The sequence below is a fragment of the Pseudomonas sp. AC172 genome (genome assembly GCF_979258595.1).
Genome location: NZ_OZ409868.1, coordinates 5,044,530 through 5,069,384 on the forward strand (window position 1 = coordinate 5,044,530; position 24,855 = coordinate 5,069,384).

Sequence of the window (24,855 nt, forward strand, 5' to 3'; positions counted from 1 at the left end):
TCCATCGATATCACGGTGACTGCCAGCCAAGTGCATAAGGTTTCTTGCCCTTGCGGGTAACTGTCGACCAAACAAGAGGACTGACGCATCACCAAAGTCATGCCGCCCGAAAGCAAAAAAAAACGCCCCCTTTCGGGAGCGTTCTTTTAAACAGCTGCGTATTACTTGCGCTTCATCGACAAGAAGAACTCGTCGTTGGTCTTGGTCGTTTTCAACTTATCAACCAGGAACTCGATGGCAGCCACTTCGTCCATCGGGTGCAGGAGCTTGCGCAGGATCCACATACGCTGCAGTTCGTCGTCGGCAGTCAGCAACTCCTCGCGGCGGGTGCCGGAGCGGTTGATGTTGATGGCCGGGAACACGCGCTTCTCGGCGATCTTGCGATCCAGAGGCAGTTCCATGTTGCCGGTACCCTTGAACTCTTCGTAGATCACTTCGTCCATCTTCGAGCCGGTTTCAACCAGCGCGGTGGCGATAATGGTCAGCGAGCCGCCTTCTTCGATGTTACGCGCAGCACCGAAGAAGCGTTTTGGCTTCTCGAGGGCGTGGGCATCGACACCACCGGTCAATACCTTGCCGGAGCTCGGGATCACGGTGTTGTAGGCACGGGCGAGACGGGTGATGGAGTCGAGCAGGATCACCACGTCTTTCTTGTGCTCGACCAGGCGCTTGGCCTTCTCGATCACCATTTCAGCAACCTGCACGTGACGGGTCGGCGGCTCGTCGAAAGTCGAGGCAACCACTTCGCCGCGCACGGTGCGCTGCATTTCGGTTACTTCTTCCGGACGCTCGTCGATCAGCAGCACGATCAGGTGAACTTCAGGATTGTTACGGGCGATGTTCGCCGCGATGTTTTGCAGCATGATCGTTTTACCGGCTTTCGGCGGTGCAACGATCAGACCACGCTGGCCTTTGCCGATCGGGGCGCACAGGTCGATCACGCGACCGGTCAAGTCCTCAGTGGAACCGTTACCGGCCTCCATCTTCATGCGCACGGTCGGGAACAGCGGGGTCAGGTTCTCGAAGAGAATCTTGTTTTTCGCGTTCTCGGGACGATCGAAGTTGATCGTGTCGACCTTGAGCAGAGCGAAATACCGCTCGCCTTCCTTCGGAGGGCGGATCTTGCCAACGATGGTGTCACCGGTGCGCAAGTTGAAGCGGCGGATCTGGCTTGGCGAGACGTAGATATCGTCCGGGCCGGCCAGGTAGGAAGCGTCAGCGGAGCGCAGGAAGCCGAAGCCGTCCTGGAGAATCTCCAGCACGCCATCACCGGAGATTTCCTCGCCGCTTTTCGCGTGCTTTTTCAGCAGGGAGAAAATCACGTCCTGCTTGCGCGAACGGGCCATATTTTCTATGCCCATCTGTTCGGCCAATTCGAGCAGTTCGGTAATCGGCTTTTGCTTGAGTTCAGTCAGATTCATATAGGAATGACGTAATCATTTATGGAGGGGGGGAAATTAAGCTTTTGGCTTAATGAGGCCGCGCCGCAGAGAAGGCGACAGGATCGCGAACTAATTCGAAAAGGAGTGCGTCGGCGACGGCTAGCAGGGGGCAATGGAGAAACCAGTGCGGGGCCGAATGTACCACCTGAGTTTCGGAGCGTCTAGCCCTGAATACGCAAAAAGCCCCGCTATTTGCGGGGCTTTTTTTCAGGCTCTTTACTGCGACGCTTAGATGTTGGCGTCGAGGAAAGCCGCCAGTTGCGACTTCGACAGGGCGCCGACTTTGGTCGCTTCTACGTTGCCGTTCTTGAACAGCATCAGCGTCGGGATACCACGCACGCCGTGCTTGGCCGGGGTTTCCTGGTTTTCGTCGATGTTCAGTTTGGCAACGGTTAGCTTGCCTTTGTAAGTCTCGGCAATCTCGTCCAGAACCGGAGCGATCATTTTGCAAGGACCGCACCATTCAGCCCAGTAATCGACCAGGACAGCGCCTTCGGCCTTGAGTACGTCGGCTTCGAAGCTAGCGTCGCTAACGTGTTTGATAAGATCGCTGCTCATGGAATTCTCCAGGTTGTAAGCAAAAAAACGTGGCCCATCATAGCCGCCCTTCCCCTGTTCAGGAAGCCGCAGTTGATTGAGTCTTGCTATGGCACTCGATGAGTTTGGGTATAGCTCAAGTCACGCCGTGGCGGGGGCAATGAAGGAAATTCCAGTGCGCAGGGCCGCATTGCGCACGTGCTCCTGCATGGCTCTTTGCGCAGCGCCGGACGCTCGGCGCGCGAGGGCCCGGAGGATCTTGCGGTGTTCCTGCCAGGTTTCCATGGCGCGTTCGGCGCGGATGAACGGTAGTTTCTGGCTCTCCAGAAACATCTCGGCGCTGGCCGTGAGGATGCTCAGCATCGCTTGATTGCCGCTGGCCAGGAGGATGCGCCGGTGGAATTCGAAGTCGAGTTTCGCCGCCGCTTCAAAGTCACCGGCCTTCAATTGCTCGCGCATGGCCGCGACATTGTCTTCCAGCGCATCCAGATCGAACGTGCTCAACGCCACCGCTGCCAGCCCGGCGGCAAAACCTTCCAGCGCATAGCGCAATTGAAAGATATCCAGCGGCGACGCCTGCGCGGCGAATGACCAGGCTGGCGCGCTATCGCCGCGCGACAATTCCACCGGCGACTGCACGAAGACGCCTTTGCCCGGCTGAATGCTGACCACGCCCAGCGCACTCAGCGACGACAACGCCTCGCGCAACGACGCCCGGCTCACCCCAAGCTGCAACGCCAGATCCCGCTGCGACGGCAAGGCGTCGCCCGCACCGAAACCCTGTTCGGTGATCAGTTTGCGGATCGCTTGCAGCGCCACTTCGGGTACCGCACGGGAAATCGAATTCATGGTTTTTCAGACGCGCCAGGCCAATGTGCGGCTAGTTGTAAAGCTATTCGTCGAGTCCGGCAAGTCGTGCCCCAGTGGGGTTCGGTGCTGCCGAGCGCTGCGCGATTGCGGTGCGAAAAACAACCTGACTGTTCAGACCAGTAAGACCGAACAAAGCCGCTGAAACCGGGGCCTGCCGCGACGAAACCCACGTATTGGCACGGCCCATGCTCTGTCCGAACGCAGAAATCACTTCCCGCCGATCCGGAGATTGTTCATGACCAAGCGTTACAGCGCCCTCCTCGCCGCCCTGTTTTCCAGCCTGCTGCTCAGCCAGATCCCCGCTCACGCCGATGGTCTCGACGATGTGATCAAACGCGGCACGCTGAAAGTCGCCGTGCCGCAGGACTTCCCGCCGTTCGGCTCGGTCGGCCCGGACATGAAACCTCGCGGTCTGGACATCGACACGGCGAAACTGCTGGCCGACCAGCTCAAGGTCAAACTCGAACTGACCCCGGTCAACAGCACCAACCGCATCCCGTTCCTGACCACCGGCAAAGTCGATCTGGTGATTTCCAGCCTCGGCAAAAACCCCGAGCGCGAGAAAGTCATCGACTTCTCCCGCGCCTACGCACCGTTCTACCTCGCCGTGTTCGGCCCGCCAGACGCTGCCATCGCCAGCCTCGACGACCTCAAGGGCAAGACCATCAGCGTCACCCGTGGCGCCATCGAAGACATCGAGCTGAGCAAAGTTGCCCCGGAAGGCGTGACCATCAAGCGCTTCGAAGACAACAACTCGACCATCGCCGCCTACCTCGCCGGCCAGGTCGACCTGATCGCCAGCGGCAACGTGGTCATGGTCGCGATCAGCGAAAAGAACCCGAAACGCGTGCCGGCGCTGAAAGTGAAACTCAAGGATTCGCCGGTCTATGTCGGCGTGAACAAGAACGAAGCGGCGCTGCTGGCCAAGGTCAACGACATCCTGACCACCGCCAAGGCTGACGGCGCGCTGGAAAAGAACTCGCAGACCTGGCTGAAAGAGCCGCTGCCGGCCGATCTCTGATCGACTGCGCGGGAGACCTTCATGGCTTATCAGTTCGATTTCATGCCGGTGGTGGAAAACACCGACCTGTTGCTGCGCGGGGCGCTGTTCACCCTTGAGCTGACGGCCATCGGCGCGTTGCTCGGGGTCGGCGTCGGGATTGTCGGGGCACTGGTGCGGGCGTGGAATATCCGCCCGTTCTCGGCGATCTTCGGCGTCTACGTCGAGTTGATCCGCAACACGCCGTTTCTGGTGCAGTTGTTTTTCATCTTCTTTGGCCTGCCGTCGCTTGGCGTGCAGATTTCCGAGTGGCAAGCGGCGGTGCTGGCGATGGTGATCAACCTCGGCGCCTATTCGACGGAGATTATTCGCGCCGGCATTCAGGCGATCCCGCGCGGACAGCTGGAAGCCGCAGCAGCGTTGGCGATGACGCGCTTCGAAGCGTTCCGCCATGTGGTGCTGCTGCCGGCGCTGGGCAAGGTCTGGCCGGCGCTGAGTAGCCAGATCATCATCGTCATGCTCGGTTCGGCGGTGTGTTCGCAGATCGCCACGGAAGAGCTGAGCTTCGCCGCCAACTTCATTCAGTCGCGCAACTTCCGCGCCTTTGAAACCTACGCGCTGACCACGCTGATCTACCTGTGCATGGCGCTGCTGATTCGCCAGTTGCTGAACTGGATCGGTCGGCGCTACATCAGCAGGAGCCGCGCATGAGCGATTTCACCTTCTGGGACATCCTGCGCAACCTGCTCGTCGGCCTGCAATGGACGCTCGCGTTGTCTCTGGTGGCGTTTATTGGCGGCGGGATTGTCGGGCTGCTGATCCTGATCATGCGCATTTCGAAAAACCCTCTGCCAAGCAGCATCGCCCGCACCTGGATCGAGCTGTTCCAAGGCACGCCGCTGCTGATGCAGCTGTTTCTGGTGTTCTTCGGCGTCGCTCTGGCCGGGATTGAAATTTCGCCGTGGATGGCCGCAGCGATTGCCCTGACCTTGTTCACCAGCGCCTATCTGGCAGAGATCTGGCGCGGCTGCGTCGAGTCGATCTCTAACGGCCAGTGGGAAGCCTCGGCGAGTCTGGCGCTCAATCCGCTGGAACAGGCGCGCTACGTGATCCTGCCGCAGGCGCTGCGCATTGCCGTGGCGCCGACCGTGGGCTTCTCGGTGCAAGTGGTCAAAGGCACCGCCGTGACCTCGATTATCGGCTTCACCGAGCTGACCAAGACCGGCGGCATGCTCGCCAACGCCACGTTTGAACCGTTCATGGTCTACGGCCTCGTCGCCCTCGGCTATTTCCTGCTCTGCTACCCCTTGTCCCTCAGTGCGCGCTATCTGGAAAGGAGACTGCATGCCCCTGCTTAGAATTTCCGCCCTGCATAAATACTACGGCGATCACCACGTACTCAAAGGCATCGACCTCAGCGTCGAGGAAGGCCAGGTCGTGGCTATCATCGGCCGTAGCGGCTCGGGCAAATCCACCCTGCTGCGCACGCTTAATGGCCTGGAGTCGATCAACGACGGCGTGATCGAAGTCGACGGCGAATACCTCGACGCCGCCCGCGCTGATCTGCGCAGCTTGCGGCAGAAGGTCGGCATGGTGTTCCAGCAGTTCAATCTGTTCCCGCACCTGACCGTGGGCGAAAACGTCATGCTTGCGCCGCAAGTGGTGCAGAAAGTGCCGAAAGCCAAAGCGACGGAACTGGCGCGGGAGATGCTGGAACGCGTGGGGCTTGGGGAAAAATTCGATGCCTTCCCGGATCGGCTCTCAGGCGGCCAGCAACAGCGTGTCGCGATTGCCCGGGCTCTGGCTATGTCGCCGAAAGTGTTGCTCTGCGATGAGATTACCTCGGCGCTCGACCCGGAACTGGTCAATGAAGTGCTCAGCGTGGTGCGGCAATTGGCCAAGGAAGGCATGACACTGATCATGGTCACCCACGAAATGCGCTTTGCCCGCGAGGTCGGCGACAAACTGGTGTTCATGCACCATGGCAAAGTGCATGAGGTGGGGGACCCGAAGGTGCTGTTTGCCAATCCGCAGACCGCGGAGTTGGCAAACTTTATTGGCACGGTGGAAGCGACAGCCTGAAGATCTTCTGAGGCAGTGATGCCCTCTTCGCGAGCATGCTCGCTCCCACATTGGAATGCGGTCACCTGTGGGAGCGAGCCTGCTCGCGAATGGTCGCGCCGCGATCTCCAGACTTTCTGCGCTGAATCAACGGTTTGAACCATGCGCGTTGGCGCCAGCCTTTGATCGTGGCACGATGTCGAGGTTATCGACCGAGACCCCCTGACCATGCCGCAATCCCAAGCCAAGAATCTGTCCCTGATCGCCGCAATCGACCTGGGCTCCAACAGCTTTCACATGGTCGTGGCCAAGGCCCGGAACGGCGAGATCCGCATTCTCGAGCGCCTCGGCGAGAAGGTTCAGCTGGCGGCCGGCATCGACGATGAGCGCAAACTCAACGAAGAATCGATGCAGCGCGGCCTCGATTGCCTCAAGCGTTTTGCCCAACTGATCAACGGTATGCCGCTGGGCGCCGTGCGCATCGTCGGCACCAACGCCCTGCGTGAAGCGCGCAACCGCCTCGAATTCATCCACCGCGCCGAAGAAATCCTCGGCCACCCGGTGGAAGTCATCTCCGGTCGGGAAGAAGCCCGACTGATTTATCTGGGCGTGTCGCACACCCTCGCCGACACCCCGGGCAAACGTCTGGTCGCCGACATCGGCGGCGGCAGTACCGAGTTCATCATCGGCCAGCGCTTCGAGCCGCTGCTGCGCGAAAGCCTGCAAATGGGCTGCGTCAGCTTCACCCAGCGCTATTTCAAGGACGGCAAGATCACCCCGGCCCGCTACGCCCAGGCATACACCGCGGCGCGGCTGGAGATCATGAGCATCGAACACGCCCTGCACCGCCTGACCTGGGATGAAGCCATCGGTTCCTCCGGCACCATCCGCGCCATCGGTCTGGCGCTGAAGGCCGGCGGCCACGGCACTGGCGAAGTGAACGCCGAAGGCCTGGCGTGGCTCAAGCGTCGACTGTTCAAGCTTGGCGACGTCGACAAGATCGATTTCGAAGGCATCAAGCCTGATCGCCGGACCATTTTCCCGGCGGGTCTGGCGATTCTCGAAGCGATTTTTGACGCCCTCGAACTGCAACGCATGGATCACTGCGATGGCGCGCTGCGTGAAGGCGTGCTCTATGACCTGCTCGGTCGTCATCATCACGAAGACGTACGCGAACGCACCCTGACCTCGCTGATGGAGCGCTATCACGTCGATCTGGAACAGGCCGCACGAGTTGAACGCAAAGCCTTGCACGCGTTCGATCAGGTCGCGGTGGACTGGGAGCTGGATGACGGCATCTGGCGCGAACTCCTCGGCTGGGCGGCGAAAGTGCACGAAGTCGGCCTCGACATCGCTCACTATCACTACCATAAGCACGGCGCCTACCTGATCGAGCACTCGGACCTTGCCGGCTTCTCCCGCGAAGACCAGCAAATGCTCGCGCTATTGGTGCGCGGCCACCGCCGCAATATTCCCAAGGACAAATTTGCCGATTTCGGTGACGACGGTGACAAGCTGATCCGCCTGTGCGTGCTGCTGCGCTTTGCGATCCTGTTCCACCACATTCGTGGGACGCAAACGATGCCGCAGGTGGTATTGCACGCGAAGGGCAACACCCTGGATGTGGAGTTCCCGGAGAACTGGCTGGATGAGAATCAGCTGACTCAAGCGGATTTCGGGCTTGAGGCGGATTGGCTGACGCGGGTGGGGATTTTGCTCACTGTTCACTGAGTTAAATCTCAGGCGCAAAAAAAGGCGATCCTTCTGGATCGCCTTTTTTTAACGGTGCGACTTGAGGACGGAGGTGAACCTTCCCCTCACCCCAGCCCTCTCCCGAGGGAGAGGGAGCCGATCTCCGCTGGCGTCGAGGCCTGAGTTCGACTCGATATCTCACGTCGGCGTATAGCGTAAGACACCTCGGTCAGTCCCCTCTCCCTCCGGGAGAGGGTTAGGGTGAGGGGCTTTTGACCTTCGAGGCCTCAGCTGCTCACTGGCAGGATGGGGCTACCCAATCGCTCCAGCAACGTCGCCTGCGCACTCCTCGGGTTCTGGTTGCCAGTCGGCGTGTTGCGGATGTAACGGCCATCCGACTGCAAGCTCCAGCTATGAGTGTTATCGGTCAGGTACAGCTCCAGCTCTTTCTTCACCCGGGTCAGCAGCTTCTTGCCTTCGACCGGGAAGCAAGTCTCGACGCGCTTGTCGAGGTTGCGCTCCATCCAGTCGGCGCTGGAAAGGAACATCTGCTCGTCGCCGCCATTGAGGAAGTAGAACACGCGAGTGTGCTCAAGGAAGCGGCCGATGATCGAGCGCACGTGAATGTTGTGCGAAACCCCGGCGATGCCCGGACGCAGGCAGCACATGCCGCGCACCACCAGATCGATGCGCACACCGGACTGGCTGGCCTTGTACAGCGCACGGATGATCTTCGGATCAGTCAGCGAGTTGAACTTGGCGATGATGTGCGCCGGTTTGCCTTCGACGGCGAACTGGGTTTCGCGGGCAATCATGTCGAGCATGCCCTTCTTCAGGGTGAACGGCGCATGCAGCAACTTCTTCATGCGCAGGGTTTTACCCATGCCGATCAACTGGCTGAACAGTTTGCCGACGTCTTCGCACAAGGCGTCGTCGGAAGTCAGCAGGCTGTAGTCGGTGTAAAGCTTGGCGTTGCCGGCGTGATAGTTACCGGTGCCGAGGTGCGCGTAGCGGACGATCTCGCCAGCTTCGCGACGCAGGATCAGCATCATCTTGGCGTGGGTCTTGAAGCCGACCACGCCGTAGATCACCACCGCACCGGCCGCTTGCAAACGGCTGGCCAGTTGCAGGTTGGATTCTTCGTCGAACCGCGCACGCAGCTCGATGACCGCCGTCACTTCCTTGCCGTTACGCGCGGCATCCACCAGCGCATCGACGATCTCGGAGTTGGCACCGGAGCGGTACAGGGTCTGGCGCACAGCGAGAACGTGTGGGTCTTTCGCCGCCTGACGCAGCAGGTCGACCACCGGGGTGAACGACTCGAACGGGTGCAGCAGCAGGATGTCCTGCTTGCTGACCACGCTGAAAATATTTTCGCTGTTCTGCAGCAGTTTGGGGATCTGCGGGGTGAACGGCGTGTATTGCAGCTCCGGATGGCTGTCCAGACCGGTGATGCTGAACAGACGTGTCAGGTTGACCGGGCCGTTGACCTGATACAGCTCGCTCTCGCTCAGGTTGAACTGCTTGAGCAGGTAGTCCGAGAGGTGTTTCGGGCAAGTGTCAGCGACCTCCAGACGCACCGCATCACCGTAACGACGCGAGAACAACTCGCCACGCAGGGCGCGGGCCAGGTCTTCGACGTCTTCGGAATCGAGCGCCAGGTCGGCGTTTCGGGTCAGACGGAACTGGTAGCAGCCTTTAACCTTCATACCCTGGAACAGGTCATCGGCGTGGGCGTGGATCATCGACGAGAGGAATACATAGTTGTCGCCGGGGCCGCCGACTTCTTCCGGCACCTTGATGATCCGTGGCAGCAAGCGCGGCGCCGGGATGATTGCCAGACCGGAGTCGCGACCGAAGGCGTCGATGCCTTCCAGCTCGACGATGAAGTTCAGGCTCTTGTTCACCAGCAATGGGAACGGGTGCGTCGGGTCGAGGCCGATCGGGGTGATGATCGGCGCGATCTCGTCGCGGAAGTAGCGGCGCACCCAGGTTTTCAACTTGACCGTCCAGTTGCGGCGACGGATGAAGCGCACCTGGTGCTTTTCCAGCTCCGGCAACAGAATATCGTTGAGGATCGCGTACTGACGGTCAACATGACCGTGTACCAGCTCGCTGATGCGAGCCAGCGCTTGATGCGGTTGCAGACCATCGGCACCGGCCTGCTCACGAGCGAAGGTGATCTGCTTCTTCAGGCCGGCGACACGGATCTCAAAGAATTCGTCGAGGTTGCTGGAGAAGATCAGCAGGAACTTCAAGCGTTCCAGCAACGGATAGGACTCGTCCAGCGCCTGCTCCAGCACGCGGATGTTGAATTGCAGTTGCGAGAGCTCGCGGTGGATGTACAGGCTGCTGTCATCCAGGCCCGGAATGGCAATCGCCGGCACCGCCGCCGCAGGTTCGGCCGCCGGCGCGGGTGGCGCAGGCTCCAGTTCCGGCGGGGTCTCGGTGATTTGCTCGACCACCGGTTGAGCTTCTTTTACTGCAACTTCCGTGAGTCCTTCGGTATTCATTGAATGTTCCTGGGAGGGCTATTTCTGCTCTCGTAACAATTGAGCGGCGCGGACAGCAAAGTAAGTCAGGATGCCATCAGCGCCGGCACGTTTAAAGGCGGTCAGTGATTCAAGAATCACCGCCTCGCTCAACCAGCCATTCTGGATCGCCGCCATGTGCATGGCGTATTCGCCGCTAACCTGATAGACGAAGGTCGGCACTTTGAAGGCATCTTTTACCCGGAAAAGAATGTCGAGGTAGGGCATGCCCGGTTTGACCATGACCATGTCCGCGCCTTCAGACAAGTCCGCACCGACTTCGTGCAGCGCTTCGTCGCTGTTGGCCGGGTCCATCTGATAGGAGGCCTTGTTGGCCTTGCCGAGGTTCGACGCAGAGCCAACCGCATCGCGGAACGGGCCGTAATAGGCGCTGGCGTACTTGGCCGAGTAGGCCATGATCCGCACGTTGACGTGGCCGGCGATTTCCAGTGCTTCGCGGATCGCCTGAATACGACCGTCCATCATGTCCGACGGCGCGACAACCTGAGCGCCCGCTTCGGCATGGGACAAGGCCTGGCGGACCAGCGCGTCGACGGTGATGTCGTTCTGCACGTAGCCTTCTTCGTCAAGAATGCCGTCCTGACCGTGGGTGGTGAACGGATCCAGCGCTACGTCGGTGATCACGCCGAGTTCCGGGAAACGCTCACGCAGCGCGCGGGTGGCGCGCTGGGCAATGCCTTCGGGGTTCCAGGCTTCGGCGGCGTCGAGGGATTTAAGTTCTGCTGGGGTTACCGGGAACAGCGCCAGCGCCGGAATACCCAATTCGACCCATTTCGCCGCTTCTTCGAGCAACAAATCGATCGTCAGCCGCTCTACCCCGGGCATCGAGGCCACGGCTTCGCGACGGTTTTCACCGTCGAGCACGAATACCGGCAGGATCAGGTCATCGACCGTCAGCACATTTTCCCGCACCAGCCGACGCGAAAAATCGTCGCGGCGATTGCGGCGCAGGCGTGTGGCAGGGAACAGGCGATTGGCAGGGGTAAAGCTCACGGCAGACTCCTGAGCCCGCGCAAACGGGCGAGCGTGACAGTTATAGACGGCCATTATGACGAACAGATGACAGTTGTGTGAGACCCGCGACATGTAGCCGCATTCCATTCTCAGTGTAGGAATTGTTCACGTCGAGACACATTTGGACACTTTCATGAATGTGTCCGAAGGGTTAGGCTGCGCGTTCATTTCGCCAGCACCCAGACAATGCTCCAACAATTTCTGCATGACTTTGGCTACTTTGCCTTGTTCCTCGGCACGTTTTTCGAAGGCGAAACCATCCTGGTGCTCGCGGGCTTCCTCGCGTTCCGTGGATACATGGACATCAACGTGGTGGTGGTCGTGGCGTTCTTCGGCAGCTATGCCGGCGATCAGCTGTGGTACTTCCTGGGACGCAAGCACGGGCGCAAGTTGCTGGCGCGCAAACCGCGCTGGCAGATGATGGGTGACCGCGCGCTGGAACACATCCGCAAGCATCCGGACATTTGGGTGCTGAGCTTCCGCTTCGTTTACGGTCTGCGCACGGTAATGCCGGTGGCGATCGGCCTGTCGGGTTATCCGCCGGGACGTTATCTGCTGCTCAATGGCATTGGCGCGGCGATCTGGGCCAGCGCCCTCGCCGCCGCTGCCTATCACTTCGGGGCGGTGCTGGAAGGCATGCTCGGCAGCATCAAGAAGTACGAGTTGTGGGTATTGGGCGCGTTGCTGGTGCTCGGCGTTGGTCTGTGGCTGCGCCGCCGCTTCAAGAATGCGCGATTGGCCAAGCAGGTTTACGCCGACGAGCAAGCCGCGAAAGCTGCACTGCTGAATCAAGCCGAAGACCCCAAGCCTGCCGAACCGAAGACGCCAGCCGAGTAACTCGTTGGCGACTTGCTACAACCCGCCGGCACTGAGCGGGCTGGCTGACTCTTTCAGTCAGATACGTCACTTTCCCCCTCGCTGCTCCGGCGCATTCAAGTTCGTCAGCGGCGTCCTCGCGCCAAAAATCTCCCGCTCGTTATGCAGCAGGCAACCCCAAATAATGAACACCCCGCCGTTGTTGCGATCCATGTAGAAAGCGCTCCATGCAAGTGCCGCCACCCCTTGAGCCTATGGCAACGCGCGACAATTTAGTGGACATTTAGCGCCTTGAATCTGGAGAGAACCCCATGAGCAAAAAAGTTGCAGTGATCCTGTCCGGCAGTGGCGTGTATGACGGCGCCGAAATCCACGAAAGCGTCATCACCCTGCTGCGCCTCGACCAACGCGGCGCCCAGGTGCAGTGCTTTGCCCCGAACATTGCGCAATTGCACGTAATCAATCACCTGACCGGCGAAGAAATGCCCGAGACGCGCAACGTGCTGGTGGAATCGGCGCGCATTGCCCGCGGCAACATCAAGGACATCCGCGAGGCCGACGTCGACGACTTCGACGCGCTGATCGTGCCAGGCGGTTTTGGTGCGGCGAAGAACCTCTCGAACTTTGCCGTCGAAGGCGCTGGCTGCACTGTGCAGCCAGAGGTGCTGGCCTTGGCCGAGGCGTTTGCCGAAGCGGGCAAACCCGTCGGTCTGATGTGCATCTCGCCGGCATTGGCCGCGAAGATCTATGGCCCGGGCGTGACCTGCACCATCGGCAACGACGCCGACACGGCCACAGCGATGAACAAGATGGGCGCGACCCACGAAGAATGTGCGGTGACGGAGATCATTGAAGACAAGGCGCGCAAACTGGTGACGACCCCGGCTTACATGCTGGCGCAGAACATCAGTGAGGCTGCGTCGGGGATCAACAAACTGGTCGACCGCGTGCTCGAGCTGACTCACGAAAACGACGCCTGATTCCCCCGTATGAGCGTTCCCACGCTCTGTGTGGGAACGATCGTCATAAGCCTCACGGTTTGCGGGTCAGGCGTGTGAGGATCCGGTCCAGCGCATTGGCAAACGCCTGTTTTTCGCGATCACCAAATGGCGCAGGTCCACCGCTCATCTGGCCCTGCTCTCGCAGATCGGTGAACAGGTTGCGCACTGCCAAGCGCTCACCCATGTTCTGCGAATCGAACTCCTTGCCGCGCGGGTCGAGCGCCGCGACGCCCTTCTTCACCAGCCGATCAGCCAAGGGAATATCGCTGCAGATCACCAGTTCCCCGGGCACCGCGTGTTCGACCAGATAATCGTCCGCCGCATCCGGCCCACTCGGCACCACAATGAGTTTGACGATGGCCAGCCCCGGCTTGATCTGCGGCTGCCCGGCCACCAGCACCACCTCGAACTGGCGCTTGAGCGCAAATTTCACCACCAGATCCTTTGCCGCCCGTGGGCAGGCATCGGCATCGATCCATACACGCATTTTTCTAACCTCCAAAAACAATTCGCGAGCAAGCTCACGCCCCACAGGATACACACCGTCTCTGTGGGAGCGAGCCTGCTCGCGAATGTGAGCACCAGCGAATGCTTTCTAGGCGACTACCCGCCGCTTCTCTGCCACCCAACTGCGCCCGTACAACACCACAATCGCCAGAATCGCCACCGCCTGCGCCGTCAACGAATACGCATCGGCATGAATCCCCAGCCAGTCGAATTCAAAGAACGCCACCGGCCGAGTGCCGAAGATCCCGGCTTCCTGCAACGCCTTCACGCCGTGCCCGGCGAACACCACCGACAACGCGCACAACAGTGCCGCGTTGATGCTGAAGAACAGCGTCAGCGGCAGTTTCGCCGAACCGCGCAGGATCACCCACGCCAGACCCACCAGCAGCACCAGTGCGGTCGCGCCGCCGGCGAGCACCGCGTCATGCCCGGCCGGGCCGGCCTGCAACCACAAGGTTTCATAGAACAGGATCACTTCGAACAACTCGCGATACACCGAGAAGAACGCCAGAATCGCGAAGCCGAAACGCCCGCCACCACCGACCAGACTGCTCTTGATGTAATCCTGCCAGGCCGCTGCGTGGCGACGGTCATGCATCCACACGCCAAGCCACAAGACCATGACACTGGCAAACAGCGCCGTCGCGCCTTCAAGCAGTTCACGCTGCGAACCGCTGACGTCGATCACATACGCCGCCACCGCCCAGGTGCCGAGACCGGCCAGCAGCGCCAGGCCCCAACCGACGTTGACGCTGCGCACCGCCGATTGCTGACCGGTGTTGCGCAGGAAGGCAAGAATCGCCGCCAGCACCAGAATCGCTTCCAGGCCTTCACGCAACAGAATCAGCAGGCCGGAAATGTAGCTCAGCGACCAGCTCAAACCGTCACTGCCGAGCAACCCGGCAGATTCCTTCAACTTGGCCTTGGCCGCGTCCAGCCGCTGCTCGGCCTGCTCGACCGGCAAGCCGTCCTGCAACGATTGCCGGTACGCCATCAGGGATTTTTCGGTGTCCTTGCGCACGTTGGCGTCGACGTTATCCAGTGAGCTCTCGACCAGCTCGAAGCCTTCCAGATACGCCGCGACTGACAGATCATAAGCCTGATCGTGTTCACCGGCACGGTACGCGGCAAGGCTCTTGTCCAGCGTTGCGGCGGTGTAGTCGAGCAACTGCGCCGGGCCACGCTTGACCTGCGGCGGCTGCGCGCGCTGCGCACGAAACGTCGCTGCGGCTTGCGGGCCATCGGCAGCCTGCACTTCGGCCGGGGTCTGGCGCGCCAGATCGGCGATGTTGTAGGTCTTCTCGAACTTGGCTGCCGCCGGATCAGCGCTGAAACCGGCGATGTAAGTCGCCAGATCCCAGCGCTGACGATCGTCAAGCTGATCGGCAAACGCCGGCATGTCGGTGCCTTCGACGCCTTGGCCGAGGGTGTTATAGATCGCATACAGACTCAGGTGATCCAACCGCGCCGCATCACGCAGATTGGCGGGCGGCGGAGTCATGCCGAGTCCCGCCGGGCCGTCACCGGCGCCGCTGTCGCCGTGGCACACCGAGCAGTTCTGCGCATAGAGCGGAGCACCCCGGGTGGGATCGGGGGTGATGATCGGCGCCTGGCTGACTTCATAGGCCACCGCCAGTTGCGCGCCCAGTTGCCGCGCCTGACGGGCCACTTCGGCGCCGTCCTGTTTCGCGCTGATCGCCGTGTGCAGGGCTTCAACGCCCTGCTCCAGCGCAGCCTTTTCCGGCTTGGTCGGCATACCGGCGATCAAGCCTTGCAGCGCCCGAGTGAACTCCAGTTGCTCGCGGTATTCGGCGTCATCGACCACCTTGCCCGCCGCTACCGTCGGCGGGTAGTCGGCGCTGATGTAGTCGAGCAGGTGCAGCGCTTGCGGTGCGCCTTCCACGGTATCGGCCAGCAGATTGACGCTGCTCAAGGCAAACAACGGGAACACCAGCCAGGCCAGAATTCGGGACGAGGCAGTCATGAAGAAATCTCAGGAGAAATACGGAGTTACATATTGTTCACTCCGCAGACTTTTCTCTCAAGCTTTGTCGGTGTTTCGCTTTGATCAGGCGGATATGCCCGGCAGACGAACACCGCAAAATCGCCGAGGATTGCCTCAGGGACAGGGTCTTTGATCGGCAATGAAATGGGCACCATGCTCGTCAACGACAAGCTGCTGCATTACGAAGGCACCTGAACGAAAACCTGGTCATTGTCGCGCCGATATCCTTTCCGGTGATGATTCCGGACGCCATCACCCCGACCTTCAGTCACCTGAGCATTGATGGCCGTAAACAGCCACTGACAGTCATCAACAGCGTGACCGACATGGCCATGCGAACACTGCGCGATGACATGCCGCAAATCCTCTCGCGCGCCATGTTCCGCGCCAATATGGCCGCGATCGGCCAGGCACAGGAAAACGACCGCAACCCGGCCAAGGCTTCGTTAGTGGTGACAAAACAGGATCCTCTCGAGGAGGCTGACACACGCACCTGGCGCGCCTTGCCCGACATGACACTGGTCACCCGTGTGCGCCTGAAAAAGGGCCTGCACAAGATCGACGTCCCCTTCTACCCCCCGGGCCATCCCCTGACCTTACGCGTTGATCAGGCTCATCAAATACTCAATCTGTGCGTGTTCCGGGATCAGACCTACTACGTGGGGTCGGCCTTTGTCGCTCCTGCGACGCCTTTACCAGAGAAGTAACCCGTTCGAAACAAGTAATGGCACCTAACTAACCAGTGCAATTAAAAAGCTATTACATAGCCATCACCGCCTGCTTATAATGCCGCGCCCGCGTTATTACGACCGGGCATTAAAGCTCCTCAGGTTATGAGGAATTGGCAGGAGGCCAACGCCACTGTCGATGGGTCACACCAGCCCGACCAGCACACGCGGCTCTATTACTCCAGGGAAGAAGTACCCCCATGGCATTCCGCGCCCCCACTCTGATCGCGCTCAGCGCCGTCACTCTGCTGTCCGGCTGTTCGGCGTTTCGCAACTACGATTCCGAACTGGCACAGACCAACCAGCAACTGGCCACCGGCAACGTCGACGCCGCGCTGACCCTGCTGGAAAAGAACAACACCGGTCCAGACAAAGACCTGCTCTATTACTTCGAGAAAGGTGAATTGCTGCGCGCCAAGGGCGACCTCTCTGGCAGCCAGAATGCCTGGACCAGCGCCGATGTAGTGGTGGGTCAGTGGGAAGATTCGGTCAAGCTCGATACCGGTAAGTACCTGGCTCAGTTCGGCAGCTTCATCGTCAATGACAAAGTGCGGCGCTACGAAGGCTACGACTACGAAAAGGTCATGCTGACCACGCAAATGGCCCTGAATCTGCTGGCGGTCAATGACTTTGACGGCGCACGTACTGCGATCAAGAAAACTCACGAACGTGAAGCAGTGATCGCCGACCTGCGCGACAAGGAATACCTCAAGAGCGAGGAAGAAGCCGAGAAAGAAGGCATCAAGACTCAGTACAAGGATCTGCAAGGTTATCCGGTCGCCAGTCTCGACGCGCCAGAAGTGGTTGGCCTGAAAAACAGCTACCAGAGTGCGTTCAGCCATTACCTGTCCGGCTTCGTTTATGAAGCGCTGGGCGAGAAAGGCCTGGCTGCACCGGGCTACCGCAAGGCCGCCGAGCTGCGTCCGAACACGCCGCTGCTGGAGCAGGCACTGGTCAACCTCGACAAGCCGAGCAAGTCCGACGACAGCGACATCCTGATCGTGGTGCAAAGCGGTCTGGCGCCGGCCCGCGATTCGATCCGCGTGCCGCTGCCATTGCCGATCTCCAACAACGTAGTGATCACGCCGCTATCGTTCCCGATCATCAAACCGGACACTTCCACTGCGCCGTTCGCACAGATCGGTGTCGATGGTCAGCAAGTCGATCTGACCGCGCTCAACAGCACCACCGCCATGTCCCGCCGCGCCCTGCGTGACGACATGCCGGGGATCATTCTGCGCACCACCGTGCGGGCGATCACCAAAGGCGTGGCCCAGAAGAAGATCAACGAAACCAACCCACTGGCCGGTCTGGCCGTCGGTATCTCTTCAGCTGTGCTCGAAGGTGCCGATACCCGTACGTGGCGTACCCTGCCGGACAATACCCAAGTGGTGCGTCTGCGTCTGAAAAAGGGCGAGCATCAGGTCAGTCTGCCGAGCGCCGTCGGCGGTTCGGTGGTCAAGGTCACTGTCGATCAGCGTTATCAGGTGATCACCCTGCGTGCCGTGGGCAACCAGGTCTTCGCCGGTGGCCTCGCCGCACACGTCATCCCGAGCGCCAGCGCGACCAACGTCGCCAGCCTCAAACAACCTTAAGAACGGAGTCTTTGCATGCGCTTCAAACTCATCGCCGTCGCCGCCCTCGCCTTGCTGGCGAGCGGCTGCGCCACCCCGCCACCGCCAGAGCCCGGCAGCGCCGCGAGCAAAGTCGTGGCCATGGGCCCGCAGAAACACATCGTCGTCGGCGCCATGCGCGTCGCCCGCGAAAACGGCTTCATGACGGTCAATGTGCAGTTGAGCAACACCCTCAACAGCAACAAGCTTTTCTACTACCGCTTCGCCTGGCTCGGCGCGGAAGGCTTCCCGATTGCCGAAGAAGAAGTGTGGAAAAGCCAAATGATGTACGGCGCCCAGACCAGCTTCATTCAGGGCATCGCCCCGACCCCGAAAGCCGTGGACTTCCGTCTGGAAATCAAGACGCCGTAAGCCTGTCACCCTATTCCCGTTTTAGAGAGCATTCCCATGTTTGCACGCTTTTCCTGCATCGCCGTTATCGCCCTGCTGGCCTCCGGTTGCGCCAACACTTCGCCGACCCTGGGCAGCAAGAACATCAGCTACGGCGACACCAAAGCGGTTGAAACCGTGACCAACGAATTCGGGTCGACCGACCTGCAAATGATCGCCGAATCGATGACCCGCTCGCTGGCCCAGTCCGGCATTCTGCAGGGTCGTCCGGTGGTTCAGGTCTACGACGTGAAGAACAAGACCAGCGAGTACATCGACACCCGCGAAATCACCACCAGCATCAAGACTCAGCTGATGAAGACCGGTGTTGCGCGTTTCGCCAGCGACAACAATGCCATGCAAAGCCAGGTTGACCAGCTCAAGCTGCAAAACCAGAGCGGTCTGTACAAGAAAAGCACCGTGGCCAAGACCGGCAACATGGTTGCCGCCAAGTACCGCATCGAAGGTTCGATCAGTTCGATCGTCAAGCGCAGCAGCGACTACAAGGACGTCTTCTACAAATTCAGCCTGCAACTGATCGACGTTGAAAGCGGTCTGGCCGAGTGGATGGACGAAAAAGAGATCCGCAAAACCACGGAGCGTTAATCAATGCGCACATGGATTGGCATGATGGCCCTGGCTTGCGCGTTCAGCGTGCAAGCGGCCCCGAAAGTCGCGGTAACGGATCTGGCGTATCAGGAACGTGTGGAGCAATACATCCACATCGTTTCCGCTCAGAGCAATCATCGCGAGGGTTACTACAGCTCCAGCGGCTCGTCGAGCTACAACGAGATCGAAGCGAGCACCAGCTACATCGAGCAAGGCGAGTTGCGCAAATTCACCGGCGACATCAAAGGTGAAATCCTGCGTACCGGCATGTTCCAGCTGGTGCAGGGCACGCCGTACACCGCGTCGTCCAAGGGTGACGTCTTTGATGTGATCAAGCGCATCAAGGCCGGCAACTTCAAAGGCGCCGACTATGTGCTGTTTGGTACGGTGTCGGACATCGACTTCACTCAGGACGTCAACGAGCTGGCGAACACCGACAGCTATTCGGCGGTACTGGGCCTGACGTTGGTGGCGGACTTCAGTCTGATCAACACCAAGACCTTCGAAATCACTTCGGCCTTCACGGCGATGGGTGAAGCGCAGGACACCAAACTGGTGAACCACCGCGACATCAAGATCTCGCGGAACCGCCCACGGGTGGTGCGTGACGTGTCCAAGGCCTTGGGTGAAGACGTAGCCGGGCAACTGAGCATGCAGCTCGGTGGTGGCGGTTACGAACAGCCGCGCGAAGCGCCGCAGCGCAACAACCTGCCGCGTGATACTGCGCCAGTAATCCTGCGCTGATGACTGGCCCCTGATCATTCCCATGCTCCGCGTGGGAATGCATCCCGGGACGCTCTGCGTCCCAGCCACAAAAAAGGCGACCTGCAAAGGTCGCCTTTTTTGTGCCCGCGATGTTTATGCCGCCGCTTTGCGCAACGTTGCCATAAACGCCGCCGCGCCGATGAACAGCCCGGCAAACGTGCGGTTCATGCGTTTCTGCTGCTGCGGTGTGCGCAACAGGCGCAGCACCTTCGACGCCAGACCGGTGTAGCCAGCCATGACGATCAGGTCGACGCAGATCATCGTCACACCGATCACCACATACTGAATCAGCAACGGTGCATGCGGATTGATGAACTGCGGCAGCACCGCGAGCATGAAGACCAGGGCCTTGGGGTTACTGATGTTCACCAGAAAGCCACGGAACACCAGCGCCAGCGGTTTGCCGATCGGCCGTACCGCGGCGTCATCGCTCATGTCCATGGGCAGCGCACGCCATTGCTTGATGGCCAGATACACGAGGTAAGCCACGCCGAACCACTTGATCGCGTGGAAGGCCGTCGCCGAAGCAGTCAGGATCGCGCCAACACCGGCGCCGACAATGGCGATCTGCACAGCCAAACCGATTTGCAGGCCTAGGGCGTTCCAGTAACCGCGCCAGAACCCGTATTGCAGACCGCTGGACATCGACGCAATGGCGCCAGCCCCCGGGGACAGACTGATCACCCAGCAGGCGGCAAAAAACGCCAGCCATGTTTGAAGCTCCATCGCACACCTCGACTCATGCTCGTGACAAATGCCTAAGCTAATGCGGGTTTGAATGGATGACTACCAATTTTTGCTGAATGTTGCAGGTGCTGCTGAGGGGCCCTTCGCGAGCAGGCTCGCTCCCACATTTGATCGCGGTCTATTGTGGGAGCGAGCCTGCTCGCGAAGGCGCCAGATCAGACGCCGCAGAAATCACTTTTCGAAACCACTCGACGGAAACACATCCGTCCCGCGCCAACGCCGCACCGATCGCTGGAAGAACAGACTATTGGGCACCTGCACCATCGCGCTGCCAGTCCCCAACTCTTCCGCCTCGATCAACGTGGTGTAAAGCAGATTGATCGCCACGACCCGGCCTTTGACGCCGGGCTTGTCAGTGGTGTCCACCAGCTCAACGATATCGCCCAGCCGAAACGGCCCTACCGTGAAGATCAGAATCGCGCAGAGCAAATTCGACAGCACGCTCCACATCGCGAAGAACGCGACCGCCGCCACCGCGACGAACCCCGACAGCGCCGTCCACAACACCGTGGCCGAAACACCAAGGCGCTCCAGCACAAAGATCAGCGCACTGCCCATGATCAACCAGCGCAACACACCGCGCAGCGGCATCAGCAATTGCGGCGGAAACGGATAGCGCTCACCCAACCGGGTCAGGCCTTTGGCAACGAAACGCTGGGTAAGGTAGCCGGCCAGCAGGATCAGCAGAATCTGCACCGCAAACCAGATCGGCTCGATCCACTCCGCCGGCAGCGGCAACTTGAACGCTTCCATCAGGACAGCGCCTCCAGCTCCGCCTGCATGCTTTCCAGCGTCTCGAGGGCTTCCATCCACGCCTCTTCCAGCTCGCCTTCGCGAACTTTCAGCTTGGCCTGCTCGGCCAGCAGATCACGCAATTCGTTCTTGCGCGCCGGCTCGTAGATGTCGCTGTCGCCGAGGCTGGCATCGACCTTGGCCAGTTTCTCGTGGAGCTTGCCGAGTTCGGCTTCGAGCTTGTCGGCTTCACGCTTGTGCGGGGCCAGTTGCTGACGCAACGCAGCCGCCGCCTGACGCTGAGCCTTCTTGTCGGTCTTGTCCGGGTTCACCGGGGTGTTGCTGACCGGCGCGTTGCGCTGACGGTATTCCACCAGCCAGCGCGCGTAGTCTTCGAGGTCGCCATCGAACTCTTCGACCTTGCCGTCAGCGACCAGGTAGAAGTTATCGGTGGTGCTCTTGAGCAAGTGCCGATCGTGAGATACCACCAACACCGCGCCGCTGAATTCCTGCAGCGCCATGGTCAGCGCCAGGCGCATTTCCAGGTCAAGGTGGTTGGTCGGTTCGTCGAGCAGCAACAGGTTCGGGCGTTCCCAGGCGATCAACGCCAGGGCCAGACGCGCCTTCTCGCCACCGGAAAAATTCAGCACCGGCTCATCAATGCGTGCACCACGGAAGTCGAAACCGCCGAGGAAATCGCGCAAGGTCTGCTCGCGTTCGGTCGGCGCCAGACGTTGCATGTGCAGCAACGGACTGGCCTTGGAATCCAGCGAGTCGAGTTGGTGCTGGGCGAAGTAGCCGACCACAGTGTTCTCGCCACGGGTCAGGCGCCCGGCGATCGGTGACAGCTCGCCAGCGAGGTTCTTGATCAGCGTCGATTTACCCGCGCCGTTCGGCCCGAGCAGGCCAATCCGCGCCCCCGGGGTCAGTTGCAGCTTGACCTTCTCGAGGATGGTTTTATCGCCGTAACCCAGGCTGGCATCGGACAGGTCGATCAGCGGACTGGAGATCTTGCTCGACTCGCGGAAGACGAAATCGAACGGCGAATCGACGTGGGCCGCCGACAGCTCTTCCATCCGCTCCAGCGCCTTGATCCGGCTCTGCGCCTGACGGGCCTTGGTCGCTTGCGCCTTGAAGCGCGCGATGTAGCTTTCCATGTGCGCACGTTGCGCCTGCTGCTTCTCGTAGGCCTGCTGCTGCTGGGCCAGACGCTCGGCACGGGCGCGCTCGAATGCGGTGTAGCCGCCACGATACAAAGTGATTTTGCGCTGATCGACATGCGCGACGTGATCGACGACTTCGTCGAGGAAATCGCGGTCGTGGGAAATCAGCAGCAAGGTGCCCGGGTAGCTTTTCAGCCACTCTTCGAGCCAGATGATTGCGTCGAGATCCAAGTGGTTGGTCGGTTCGTCGAGCAACAACAGGTCCGACGGACACATCAATGCCTGCGCCAGGTTCAGACGCATCCTCCAGCCACCGGAGAAATCTCCTACCTGGCGATCCATCTGCTCGTTGGTGAAGCCGAGACCGGCGAGCAATTTGCGCGCCCGCGCATCGGCGGTATAGCCGTCGGCGCTGTCGAGTTCGGAATGCAGACGGGCCTGAGCAGCACCGTCGTGCGCCGCTTCGGCGGCGGCGAGGTCACGTTGCACCTCGCGTAGACGCAAGTCACCATCGAGCACATAGTCGACAGCAAGACGCTCAAGCGTCTCGATTTCCTGGCGCATGTGGGCGATGCGCCAGTCAGCCGGCAGGAAGCAGTCACCCGAGTCCGGATGCAGTTCGCCCCGAATCAATGCGAACAGGCTCGATTTGCCGGCGCCGTTGGCACCGATGAGGCCGGCTTTGTGGCCGGCGTGCAGGGTCAGCTCGGCGTCTTCTAGCAGACGTTGCGGGCCACGCTGTAAAGTCAGGTTCTGAAGTCGGATCATAATGGCGGCGGAGTCTACCAGCTTCGCTCACAACTGGCGCGAGTAGCACGATGTCCTCTGACCTGTGGAGCTTTTCCCTTGCCACCTACGCCCGACCGGGCGTGGAAGATGCCTGCCTGCAACTGCAAACGGCGGGCGCGAATGTGTGCCTGCTGTTGTGCGGCTTATGGCTGGAACAACGCGGGGTGACCTGCGATGAACAACGCATCAATGCGCTTCAGGCGCTGACCACTCCGTGGGATACCGAGGTGGTGCAGCCGCTGCGAACACTGCGCATGCAATGGAAAACGCGGGCGGTGGATGACGCGGTGTTGAAAGGTATGCGCGAGCAGATCAAATCACTCGAGCTGGAAGCTGAGCGAACGTTGCTGTCACGGCTGGAAGGTGTTGCACAGGAATGGACGCGAAACGACACAGGTGCGATGACCTGGCTTGAAGGTTTGGCCGGCAAGGCGGCCAACCCGAACCGCGACGCGCTGCAAGTGCTGCGCGTCGCGGCTACCCGCGCTTAGGAAGCGCTGGTTGGGTTGTTGCTGGTGCTCGACACAGCGGCTGGCGATGGCGCAGTCGATGGCGTCGAGGTAGTTGCGGCTGGAGCAGGTGCCGATGGCGCAGTCGACGCTGCCGGTGCGGCAGGCTTAGCGGCAGGCGCGGTAGCCGGTTTAGCGGCAGCTGGTTTGGCAGCGGCTGGCTTTTTCACGGCTGGTTTTACAGCTGGCTTGGCGGCTGGTTTTGCAGCAACAGGCTTGGCAGCAGCAGTCGCTGGTTTGCCAGCAGCAGCCGGTTTAGCGGCGGGCTTGGCTGCCGGTTTGGCGGCGGTTTTCACGGCTGGTTTGGCAGCAGCTTTTGCTGGTGCTTTTGTAGCTGGTTTAGCGGCAGTCTTGGCAGCTGGTTTTGCAGCAGCAGTTTTAGCAGCAGGTTTTGCGGCAGCTTTGGCAGCGGCGGTTTTCGCTGGAGCAGCTTTTGCTGCAGCTGTTTTGGCGGCTGGTTTAGCAGCGGCGGCACGGGTAACCGGCTTGGCAGCGGCAGTACGCGCAGCAGGTTTTGCCGCCGTGGTTTTAGCCGCTGGTTTTGCAGCGCTCGCCGCAGCAGGTTTCTTCGCTGCAGGTTTTGCAGCTGGTTTTGCAGCTGGTTTTGCAGCGGCTTTCACCGGTGTTTTTGCAGCTGGCTTGGCAGCGGTTTTAGCAGCAGCTTTTGCAGCAGGCTTGGCGGCTGCGGTTTTTGCTGGAGCTTTTGCAGCAGCAGGTTTGGCAGCTGCTTTCTTCGCCGGCGCCGCTGCCGGTTTGGCTGCGCGGGTGGACAATACTTTACCCACGGCTTCTTGAACGCGACCAACACCTTGAGCCAGTTTCAGACTTTCCTGGGCATCGCGCTTGAGTTGCAGAATGTAGCTGCGAGTATCGGACTGACGATCCTTCAAGGCATCGAGCAGGTCTTCCAGTTCTTTCACTGCGCCCTTGGCTTTGGTTTGTGCCTTGGCTTTGCCGGCGGCAGCTGCGTCCTGCAATTTGGTGCGGGACTTGTGCAGTTTTTCCTGCGCCTTGCCGCGTTGCTTTTCCAGTTTGGCGAGCAGTTTTTCAGCATCAGCCAAGGCTTGGGAGCAAGCGTTTTCCAGATGCTCGAGCAAGCTGCCCGAGAGTTGTTGGAGTAAGTGCAACGGAGTGTTTACAGGCTTCTTGGTGGCCGACATGGTTTACCTCCTGGCTGACGTGAGTGCGGCTCATACTAGACCTCTGCAGTTACCGCCGCTAGGGCATCTTGACAGTATCGATTGCGTTGCGTTGCACCGAATCGAAAATGTTCTGCGCGAAGGCAAAAGCAGTTCACCGTTGCAGACGTTCGC

At 60.3% G+C, this 24,855-nt stretch carries 25 protein-coding genes; 13 read left to right on the forward strand and 12 right to left on the reverse strand.

Features of this window, described 5'->3' with window-relative positions:
• Positions 1-161: 161 nt before the first annotated feature.
• The 3 genes from rho to ACZ0A4_RS22855 form a co-directional block, all read right to left on the reverse strand.
• Positions 162-1,421 carry a transcription termination factor Rho gene (rho, locus tag ACZ0A4_RS22845; protein WP_003229334.1) on the reverse strand — a complete coding sequence of 420 codons (1,260 nt, stop codon included), beginning with the start codon at positions 1,419-1,421 and terminating at the stop codon, positions 162-164.
• 249 nt (positions 1,422-1,670) lie between these two features.
• Positions 1,671-2,000: a thioredoxin TrxA gene (gene trxA / locus ACZ0A4_RS22850; protein ID WP_003206727.1), complete on the reverse strand. Its 330-nt coding sequence runs from the start codon at positions 1,998-2,000 to the stop codon at positions 1,671-1,673.
• A 120-nt stretch (positions 2,001-2,120) separates the two neighbouring features.
• Positions 2,121-2,828, reverse strand: coding sequence for a FadR/GntR family transcriptional regulator (locus ACZ0A4_RS22855; RefSeq protein WP_463576456.1), 708 nt, complete (start codon positions 2,826-2,828; stop codon positions 2,121-2,123).
• Positions 2,829-3,084: 256 nt separating this feature from the next.
• Here ACZ0A4_RS22855 and ACZ0A4_RS22860 point away from each other — a divergent pair, with 256 nt between their 5' ends.
• From ACZ0A4_RS22860 to ppx, 5 genes are all read left to right on the forward strand, one after another.
• Positions 3,085-3,870, forward strand: coding sequence for a transporter substrate-binding domain-containing protein (locus tag ACZ0A4_RS22860; RefSeq protein ID WP_463576457.1), 786 nt, complete (start codon positions 3,085-3,087; stop codon positions 3,868-3,870).
• A gap of 21 nt (positions 3,871-3,891) precedes the next feature.
• Positions 3,892-4,560 carry an amino acid ABC transporter permease gene (locus ACZ0A4_RS22865; RefSeq protein ID WP_007911165.1) on the forward strand — a complete coding sequence of 223 codons (669 nt, stop codon included), beginning with the start codon at positions 3,892-3,894 and terminating at the stop codon, positions 4,558-4,560.
• Positions 4,557-5,207: an amino acid ABC transporter permease gene (locus tag ACZ0A4_RS22870; protein ID WP_463576458.1), complete on the forward strand. Its 651-nt coding sequence runs from the start codon at positions 4,557-4,559 to the stop codon at positions 5,205-5,207. Before ACZ0A4_RS22865 ends, ACZ0A4_RS22870 begins: the two co-directional genes overlap by 4 nt.
• The gene (locus ACZ0A4_RS22875; RefSeq protein WP_122594583.1) at positions 5,194-5,931 is read left to right on the forward strand and encodes an amino acid ABC transporter ATP-binding protein; all 738 of its coding nucleotides are present in this window, start codon (positions 5,194-5,196) and stop codon (positions 5,929-5,931) included. Before ACZ0A4_RS22870 ends, ACZ0A4_RS22875 begins: the two co-directional genes overlap by 14 nt.
• Positions 5,932-6,138: 207 nt before the next feature.
• Complete coding sequence (gene ppx, locus ACZ0A4_RS22880; RefSeq protein ID WP_463576459.1) at positions 6,139-7,641, forward strand: exopolyphosphatase; 1,503 nt, start codon at positions 6,139-6,141, stop codon at positions 7,639-7,641.
• Positions 7,642-7,889: 248 nt separating this feature from the next.
• On the opposite strand, the gene ppk1 is transcribed toward ppx, so the two are convergent.
• Complete coding sequence (gene ppk1, locus ACZ0A4_RS22885; protein WP_016985903.1) at positions 7,890-10,115, reverse strand: polyphosphate kinase 1; 2,226 nt, start codon at positions 10,113-10,115, stop codon at positions 7,890-7,892.
• 18 nt (positions 10,116-10,133) lie between these two features.
• On the reverse strand, positions 10,134-11,147 hold the full coding sequence (hemB, locus tag ACZ0A4_RS22890) for a porphobilinogen synthase (RefSeq protein WP_102901414.1): 1,014 nt from the start codon (positions 11,145-11,147) through the stop codon (positions 10,134-10,136).
• Between the two features lie 207 nt (positions 11,148-11,354).
• Here hemB and ACZ0A4_RS22895 point away from each other — a divergent pair, with 207 nt between their 5' ends.
• On the forward strand, positions 11,355-12,005 hold the full coding sequence (locus ACZ0A4_RS22895; RefSeq protein ID WP_463576460.1) for a DedA family protein: 651 nt from the start codon (positions 11,355-11,357) through the stop codon (positions 12,003-12,005).
• 66 nt (positions 12,006-12,071) lie between these two features.
• Here the strand turns inward: ACZ0A4_RS22895 and ACZ0A4_RS22900 are convergent, their stop codons facing one another.
• On the reverse strand, positions 12,072-12,197 hold the full coding sequence (locus ACZ0A4_RS22900; RefSeq protein ID WP_463576461.1) for a hypothetical protein: 126 nt from the start codon (positions 12,195-12,197) through the stop codon (positions 12,072-12,074).
• Between the two features lie 98 nt (positions 12,198-12,295).
• Between ACZ0A4_RS22900 and elbB the strand changes: the two genes are divergently transcribed.
• Positions 12,296-12,964, forward strand: coding sequence for an isoprenoid biosynthesis glyoxalase ElbB (gene elbB / locus ACZ0A4_RS22905; protein WP_463576462.1), 669 nt, complete (start codon positions 12,296-12,298; stop codon positions 12,962-12,964).
• 52 nt (positions 12,965-13,016) lie between these two features.
• Here the strand turns inward: elbB and ACZ0A4_RS22910 are convergent, their stop codons facing one another.
• Entirely contained in the window at positions 13,017-13,472 is a 456-nt protein-coding gene (locus tag ACZ0A4_RS22910) for a YaiI/YqxD family protein (RefSeq protein ID WP_463576463.1), read from the reverse strand.
• A gap of 108 nt (positions 13,473-13,580) precedes the next feature.
• Positions 13,581-15,476 carry an FTR1 family protein gene (locus ACZ0A4_RS22915; RefSeq protein ID WP_463576464.1) on the reverse strand — a complete coding sequence of 632 codons (1,896 nt, stop codon included), beginning with the start codon at positions 15,474-15,476 and terminating at the stop codon, positions 13,581-13,583.
• A 257-nt stretch (positions 15,477-15,733) separates the two neighbouring features.
• On the opposite strand from ACZ0A4_RS22915, the gene ACZ0A4_RS22920 reads away from it, so the two are divergent.
• The 5 genes from ACZ0A4_RS22920 (at position 15,734) to ACZ0A4_RS22940 (ending at position 19,581) form a co-directional block, all read left to right on the forward strand.
• Positions 15,734-16,204: a hypothetical protein gene (locus ACZ0A4_RS22920; RefSeq protein ID WP_463576465.1), complete on the forward strand. Its 471-nt coding sequence runs from the start codon at positions 15,734-15,736 to the stop codon at positions 16,202-16,204.
• A 221-nt stretch (positions 16,205-16,425) separates the two neighbouring features.
• Positions 16,426-17,820 carry a COG3014 family protein gene (locus ACZ0A4_RS22925; protein WP_141125890.1) on the forward strand — a complete coding sequence of 465 codons (1,395 nt, stop codon included), beginning with the start codon at positions 16,426-16,428 and terminating at the stop codon, positions 17,818-17,820.
• A 15-nt stretch (positions 17,821-17,835) separates the two neighbouring features.
• A complete protein-coding gene (locus tag ACZ0A4_RS22930) occupies positions 17,836-18,210 on the forward strand; it encodes a YcfL family putative periplasmic lipoprotein (protein WP_141125891.1) in 375 nt (124 codons plus the stop codon).
• Between the two features lie 36 nt (positions 18,211-18,246).
• Positions 18,247-18,834: a penicillin-binding protein activator LpoB gene (gene lpoB / locus ACZ0A4_RS22935; RefSeq protein WP_016772610.1), complete on the forward strand. Its 588-nt coding sequence runs from the start codon at positions 18,247-18,249 to the stop codon at positions 18,832-18,834.
• Between the two features lie 3 nt (positions 18,835-18,837).
• Complete coding sequence (locus ACZ0A4_RS22940) at positions 18,838-19,581, forward strand: penicillin-binding protein activator LpoB (RefSeq protein ID WP_463576466.1); 744 nt, start codon at positions 18,838-18,840, stop codon at positions 19,579-19,581.
• 114 nt (positions 19,582-19,695) lie between these two features.
• Here the strand turns inward: ACZ0A4_RS22940 and rhtB are convergent, their stop codons facing one another.
• The 3 genes from rhtB to ACZ0A4_RS22955 all read right to left on the reverse strand — a co-directional run bounded on the left by rhtB (position 19,696) and on the right by ACZ0A4_RS22955 (position 23,012).
• A complete protein-coding gene (gene rhtB, locus ACZ0A4_RS22945; protein WP_077574998.1) occupies positions 19,696-20,328 on the reverse strand; it encodes a homoserine/homoserine lactone efflux protein in 633 nt (210 codons plus the stop codon).
• A gap of 192 nt (positions 20,329-20,520) precedes the next feature.
• Complete coding sequence (locus tag ACZ0A4_RS22950; RefSeq protein ID WP_064116380.1) at positions 20,521-21,102, reverse strand: mechanosensitive ion channel family protein; 582 nt, start codon at positions 21,100-21,102, stop codon at positions 20,521-20,523.
• Positions 21,102-23,012 carry an ATP-binding cassette domain-containing protein gene (locus ACZ0A4_RS22955; RefSeq protein WP_463576467.1) on the reverse strand — a complete coding sequence of 637 codons (1,911 nt, stop codon included), beginning with the start codon at positions 23,010-23,012 and terminating at the stop codon, positions 21,102-21,104. Before ACZ0A4_RS22955 ends, ACZ0A4_RS22950 begins: the two co-directional genes overlap by 1 nt.
• A 50-nt stretch (positions 23,013-23,062) precedes the next feature.
• Between ACZ0A4_RS22955 and ACZ0A4_RS22960 the strand changes: the two genes are divergently transcribed.
• A complete protein-coding gene (locus ACZ0A4_RS22960; RefSeq protein ID WP_463576468.1) occupies positions 23,063-23,524 on the forward strand; it encodes a TIGR02444 family protein in 462 nt (153 codons plus the stop codon).
• On the opposite strand, the gene ACZ0A4_RS22965 is transcribed toward ACZ0A4_RS22960, so the two are convergent.
• On the reverse strand, positions 23,521-24,702 hold the full coding sequence (locus ACZ0A4_RS22965; RefSeq protein ID WP_463576469.1) for an AlgP family protein: 1,182 nt from the start codon (positions 24,700-24,702) through the stop codon (positions 23,521-23,523). The two genes, ACZ0A4_RS22960 and ACZ0A4_RS22965, sit on opposite strands and share 4 nt — an antisense overlap.
• Positions 24,703-24,855: the final 153 nt, after the last annotated feature.

Excerpts from the sequence above, each read along its gene's own strand:
- ACZ0A4_RS22910 (WP_463576463.1), bottom strand. The coding sequence starts at position 13,472 with ATGCGTGTATGGATCGATGCCGATGCCTGCCCACGGGCGGCAAAGGAT.
- ppx (WP_463576459.1), top strand. The coding sequence starts at position 6,139 with ATGCCGCAATCCCAAGCCAAGAATCTGTCCCTGATCGCCGCAATCGAC.
- ACZ0A4_RS22900 (WP_463576461.1), bottom strand. The coding sequence starts at position 12,197 with ATGGATCGCAACAACGGCGGGGTGTTCATTATTTGGGGTTGCCTGCTG.
- ACZ0A4_RS22925 (WP_141125890.1), top strand. The coding sequence starts at position 16,426 with ATGGCATTCCGCGCCCCCACTCTGATCGCGCTCAGCGCCGTCACTCTG.
- ACZ0A4_RS22930 (WP_141125891.1), top strand. The coding sequence starts at position 17,836 with ATGCGCTTCAAACTCATCGCCGTCGCCGCCCTCGCCTTGCTGGCGAGC.
- ppk1 (WP_016985903.1), bottom strand. The coding sequence starts at position 10,115 with ATGAATACCGAAGGACTCACGGAAGTTGCAGTAAAAGAAGCTCAACCG.
- ACZ0A4_RS22895 (WP_463576460.1), top strand. The coding sequence starts at position 11,355 with ATGCTCCAACAATTTCTGCATGACTTTGGCTACTTTGCCTTGTTCCTC.
- ACZ0A4_RS22955 (WP_463576467.1), bottom strand. The coding sequence starts at position 23,012 with ATGATCCGACTTCAGAACCTGACTTTACAGCGTGGCCCGCAACGTCTG.
- rho (WP_003229334.1), bottom strand. The coding sequence starts at position 1,421 with ATGAATCTGACTGAACTCAAGCAAAAGCCGATTACCGAACTGCTCGAA.
- elbB (WP_463576462.1), top strand. The coding sequence starts at position 12,296 with ATGAGCAAAAAAGTTGCAGTGATCCTGTCCGGCAGTGGCGTGTATGAC.
- ACZ0A4_RS22875 (WP_122594583.1), top strand. The coding sequence starts at position 5,194 with ATGCCCCTGCTTAGAATTTCCGCCCTGCATAAATACTACGGCGATCAC.
- ACZ0A4_RS22860 (WP_463576457.1), top strand. The coding sequence starts at position 3,085 with ATGACCAAGCGTTACAGCGCCCTCCTCGCCGCCCTGTTTTCCAGCCTG.
- ACZ0A4_RS22950 (WP_064116380.1), bottom strand. The coding sequence starts at position 21,102 with ATGGAAGCGTTCAAGTTGCCGCTGCCGGCGGAGTGGATCGAGCCGATC.
- lpoB (WP_016772610.1), top strand. The coding sequence starts at position 18,247 with ATGTTTGCACGCTTTTCCTGCATCGCCGTTATCGCCCTGCTGGCCTCC.
- ACZ0A4_RS22965 (WP_463576469.1), bottom strand. The coding sequence starts at position 24,702 with ATGTCGGCCACCAAGAAGCCTGTAAACACTCCGTTGCACTTACTCCAA.
- ACZ0A4_RS22920 (WP_463576465.1), top strand. The coding sequence starts at position 15,734 with ATGATTCCGGACGCCATCACCCCGACCTTCAGTCACCTGAGCATTGAT.
- ACZ0A4_RS22915 (WP_463576464.1), bottom strand. The coding sequence starts at position 15,476 with ATGACTGCCTCGTCCCGAATTCTGGCCTGGCTGGTGTTCCCGTTGTTT.
- ACZ0A4_RS22960 (WP_463576468.1), top strand. The coding sequence starts at position 23,063 with ATGTCCTCTGACCTGTGGAGCTTTTCCCTTGCCACCTACGCCCGACCG.
- ACZ0A4_RS22855 (WP_463576456.1), bottom strand. The coding sequence starts at position 2,828 with ATGAATTCGATTTCCCGTGCGGTACCCGAAGTGGCGCTGCAAGCGATC.
- ACZ0A4_RS22870 (WP_463576458.1), top strand. The coding sequence starts at position 4,557 with ATGAGCGATTTCACCTTCTGGGACATCCTGCGCAACCTGCTCGTCGGC.
- trxA (WP_003206727.1), bottom strand. The coding sequence starts at position 2,000 with ATGAGCAGCGATCTTATCAAACACGTTAGCGACGCTAGCTTCGAAGCC.
- ACZ0A4_RS22865 (WP_007911165.1), top strand. The coding sequence starts at position 3,892 with ATGGCTTATCAGTTCGATTTCATGCCGGTGGTGGAAAACACCGACCTG.
- rhtB (WP_077574998.1), bottom strand. The coding sequence starts at position 20,328 with ATGGAGCTTCAAACATGGCTGGCGTTTTTTGCCGCCTGCTGGGTGATC.
- ACZ0A4_RS22940 (WP_463576466.1), top strand. The coding sequence starts at position 18,838 with ATGCGCACATGGATTGGCATGATGGCCCTGGCTTGCGCGTTCAGCGTG.